Source organism: Kitasatospora sp. NPDC054768, from assembly GCF_053612025.1.
In genome coordinates this window covers 1-4,182 of sequence record NZ_JBSHBN010000305.1, presented here as the reverse complement: position 1 = coordinate 4,182, position 4,182 = coordinate 1, and the positions used below count along the sequence as shown (strand labels likewise).

Genomic DNA, 4,182 nt, shown 5'->3' with positions numbered 1-4,182 from the left:
GCCTTCTGGCAGAACGTCGCCCAGGGCTCCCTGCTGGTCGCCGCCGTCGTCATCCAGCAGCGCCGCAACCGCGAGCGGGCGGTCGGACTGCCCGCCTGAGCCCGGTCTCCCGTGCGCGGGGCGCCCCACCGCCCGGCGCGCGGGAAACCGGTCCCTGAGCCGGCCCGACGCGTGCGGCGCCGGGCCGGCTCCCCCATCGGGGCCGAACCGCGAACTCCCGAACCGGGTGTCCCGGTGATCAGTCCCCCATGACGTCCGCCTCGGCCGGAGGTCCTGGCCGGGCCCGCCACACAGTGGCAGCCGGTCCGGACCCGGCCGGAGGCGGAACGAGCGGTCGGCCGCCGAGGGTCGGCCGGACCGCGACCGGAACCGCCGGTGCCGCCCCTCCCGGCGGCACCGGCGGTTGCGCGTCCTCCCGGTGCGGTGCGGCCGGGCCCCCGCCGTACCGGCCGACCGGTCGGGACGGGGCCCGCCGGGGTCCTGGGATACTGGATCATGTCGCGGCCGACGGCTCCCCGGTCACCGACGCGAACGCTCCGGCGCCCAGCCCGGCCCTCGGCGGTGGCACCGGTACGTCCGGACCGTGGCAGGGTCGGCCTGCCGGAGGAAGCGGGAGCGGTCAGGCACCCGTTCGATCGAAAGGGCCTTCGTGGCTGATCAGAGTTTGCTCGCCCCGCAGCGCCAGGCGCTGATCCTGGAGGCCATCCGCAAGGCCGGCGCGGTGCGCGTCGCCGAGCTGGTCGAGCAGTTCGGCGTGTCGGACATGACGATCCGTCGCGACCTGGACGCACTGGTACGCCAGGGAGACGTGCAGAAGGTCCACGGCGGGGCCATCGCGGTGGGGACCGCGAGCACGGACGAACCCGGCTTCGACGTGAAGTCCGGGCTGGAGGAGGGCACCAAGGCCGCCCTGGCCGACGCCGCAGCGCAGCGGGTGGAGCCGGGCAGCGTGGTGGCGCTGTCCGCGGGCACCACGACCTATGCGGTGGCCTCGCGGTTGCTGGAGGTCCCGGGGCTGACGGTCGTGACCAACTCCCTGCGGATCGCGGACCTGCTGTGGGCGGCGGAGAGCGACGGAGCGGAGGCCGTTCCGTCGCTGCTGTTGACCGGTGGGGCGCCGACGCGCTCCGCGGCGCTGGTGGGGGCCCTCGCGGACCAGACGATCCGCACGCTCCACGTGGACCTGCTCGTCCTCGGTGTGCACGGCGTCAGTGAGCAAGCCGGACTCACCACGCCCAACCTGGCGGAGGCGCAGACCAATCGGGCGCTGATCGCCTCGGCCCGCCGCACTGTCGTGGTCGCCGACCACACGAAGTGGGGCGTCGTCGGCCTGAGCAGTTTCGCGACCTTGACGGAGGTCGACTGCTTCATCACCGACGACGCCCTCCCGGTGGCGGCCCGCAGCGTGCTCGCCGACGCGGTCGGGGAGCTCGTCGTGGTGCCGGCCGCCGGCTGACCGGGCGGGGGCGCCGCGCCCGGTCAGGCCAGCCGGCGCGCCCCCGGCGAGGGGACGGCGGTGAAGGCGACGGGTGCGGCGAAGCCCGCGGCGTCGAAGGCCGACCGCACCGCGTCCGCGACCGCTGTCACGTCCGCCGTGGCCACCAGGGCGATGACGGAGCCGCCGAAGCCGCCGCCGGTCATCCGGGCGCCCGGCGCCCCGGCGGCCACGGCGGCCTCGACCGCGAGGTCCGTCTCGGGGCAGGAGACCCGGAAGTCGTCGCGCAGCGAGGCGTGTCCGGCCGTCAGGACCGGCCCCAGCGCGGCGATCCGGCCGCCGTCCAGGTGCTCGATCGCCTCGGCCACCCGCTGGTTCTCGGTGACCACGTGCCGCACCAGCGGGGCGAGTTCCCCGGGGAGGCGTTCCAGGGCGGCGGTGAGGCCGGCGGGCGGCAGGTCGCGCAGTGCGTCCAGGCCGAGCAGGTCGGCGGCCTGCTCGCAGCCGGCCCGCAGGGCGGCGTAGGCGCCGTCGCCGAGGTCGTGCTTGACCCGGGTGTCGATCACCAGCAGCCGGTAGCCGGCCGCCTCCAGGTCGAGCGGGACGTGGCGCCGCTCCAGCGTCCGGGTGTCGAGGAGCAGCGCGGCACCGTCCGTGCAGCAGGCGGAGGCCATCTGGTCCATCACCCCGCAGGGCACGCCGACGAAGGCGTTCTCGGCCCGCTGGGAGATCAGGGCGAGTTCCGGCGCGGACAGGCCGAGCCCGTACAGGTCGTTCAGGGCGGCGGCCGTGGCGCACTCCAGGGCGGCGGAGGAGGAGAGCCCTGCGCCGGCCGGCACGTCGCTGTCGACGGAGAGGTCGGCGCCGCCGATCGCGTGTCCGGCCTCGGCGAGGGCCCAGAACACGCCGGCCGGGTAGGCGGCCCAGCTGGTGACGACCCCGGGGGCCAGGCCGTCGAGCGCGAGGTCGGTGATGGTGCCGTCGCCCTGGGTGCTGTGGAGCCGCACCCGGCCGTCCGCGCGGCGGCGGGCGGTGACCCTGGTGGTGTGCGGGAGGGCGATGGGCAGGACGAAGCCGTCGTTGTAGTCGGTGTGCTCACCGATCAGGTTCACCCGGCCGGGCGCGGCCCACACGCCGCTCGGCCGGGCGCCGTGGACGGCCTCGAAGTCGGTGGCGGCCCGGTCGATCATCTGCTCGGCTCCCGTACGTCGTGCGTGTGCGTCGTGTCGGCTCCCGTCGATGCCTCCATCGGCGGACGGGAGTTGATTTCGACATAATCAAACATCATCGGCCGCCACAGTCAACACCTGCGGATTTCTCATCGCAACAGGGATCGAATGCGGCGCCTGATGACCTGCCAGCAGGTCTACACCTGTTGACAAACGATCGGATATGTTTGATTCTGTTGGAGATCGGCACAGGCTGGCCGAACTCCCCCGCAGAAGGAGCACAGCGGTGCACAAGACCGCGACCAAGTTGGCCGACGGCCGCGAACTCGTCTACTACGACCAGGAGTTCGGCACGGTCCGGAACGCCGTGGACGAACGCCCGCTGGAACCCTCCGCGAGCCTCTCCGAGACCCGGCTCGACCCGGTGCTCGGCGAGTGGGTGACCGTCGCCGCCCACCGTCAGCAGCGCACCTACCACCCCCCGGCCGGTGAGTGCCCGCTCTGCCCCTCCCGGGACGGACGGCTGAGCGAGGTCCCGGCGGCCGACTACCAGGTCGTGGTCTTCGAGAACCGCTTCCCCTCGCTCGCTCCGGACTCCGCCGCCCACGTCACCGCCCGCGAGGACGACCCCCTGCGCACCCTCCGGCCGGGCACCGGCCGCTGCGAGGTGGTCTGCTTCGCCCCCGACCACGACGCCTCCTTCGCCGACCTGGACGAGGCCAGGGCCCGCCTGGTGCTGGACGCCTGGACCGACCGCACGGCCGACCTGTCGGCCCGGCCCGAGGTCCGGCAGGTGTACTGCTTCGAGAACCGCGGCGAGGAGATCGGCGTCACCCTGGCCCACCCGCACGGGCAGATCTACGCCTTCCCCTTCGTCCCCTCCCGCACCGCCCGGATGATCGGCCGCGCCGAGGCGTACCGGGCGAGCACCGGCCGCAACCTCTTCGAGGACCTCGTCGCCGCCGAACGGACCGCCCCCGAGCGGCTGGTGCTCCGGGGCGAGCACTGGACGGCCTTCGTGCCCTTCGCCGCCCGCTGGCCGTACGAGGTCCACCTCTACCCCAACCGCCGGGTGCGCGACCTCACCGCGCTGAACGAGGCCGAGCGCGCCGAGTTCCCCGGCCTCTACCTCGACCTGCTGCGCCGCTTCGACCGGCTGTTCCCCGCTCCCGCCGGCGCCGCGCCGAACCGGACCCCGTACATCTCCGCCTGGCACCAGGCGCCGAAGGACGGCGGCGACGAACTCGCCCTGCACCTGGAGCTGTTCACCGTCCGGCGCGCTCCCGGCAAGCTCAAGTACCTGGCCGGCGTGGAATCCGGACTCGACGCCTTCGTCACCGACGTGAGTCCGGAGGCCGCCGCCGAGCGGCTGCGCGAGGCCGCGGCCGACTGCCCCGGCCCACAGGAGGACCCCGGCACGGCCGTCGATCGAGCCGTGCCGGGGTCGGGATCGGAATCGGGGCGAGGACGCGCTGCCCGCGGCTCGGGCCAACCGGCGATCTCGTCGTCCGTGCGGGCCCCGACCTCCTCCCGGGCGCCGTCCGCGTTCGTGCGTGCGGTCCGGTCGGACGGGAACGC

2 protein-coding genes and 1 pseudogene are annotated in these 4,182 nt (G+C 74.4%); 2 read left to right on the top strand and 1 reads right to left on the bottom strand.

Features of this window, described 5'->3' with window-relative positions:
- The first annotated feature begins 649 nt into the window (after positions 1-649).
- Complete coding sequence (locus ACWGKU_RS40605; protein ID WP_452180020.1) at positions 650-1,456, top strand: DeoR/GlpR family DNA-binding transcription regulator; 807 nt, start codon at positions 650-652, stop codon at positions 1,454-1,456.
- 23 nt (positions 1,457-1,479) lie between these two features.
- Here ACWGKU_RS40605 and galK read toward each other — a convergent pair whose 3' ends face one another.
- Positions 1,480-2,625: a galactokinase gene (gene galK / locus ACWGKU_RS40600; protein WP_452180019.1), complete on the bottom strand. Its 1,146-nt coding sequence runs from the start codon at positions 2,623-2,625 to the stop codon at positions 1,480-1,482.
- 265 nt (positions 2,626-2,890) lie between these two features.
- Here galK and galT point away from each other — a divergent pair.
- A pseudogene (galT, locus tag ACWGKU_RS40595) lies at positions 2,891-3,991 on the top strand (galactose-1-phosphate uridylyltransferase); the annotation flags it as partial.
- Positions 3,992-4,182: the final 191 nt, after the last annotated feature.

Coding starts and splice junctions, on each gene's coding strand:
- galK (WP_452180019.1), bottom strand. CDS start 2,625: ATGATCGACCGGGCCGCCACCGACTTCGAGGCCGTCCACGGCGCCCGG.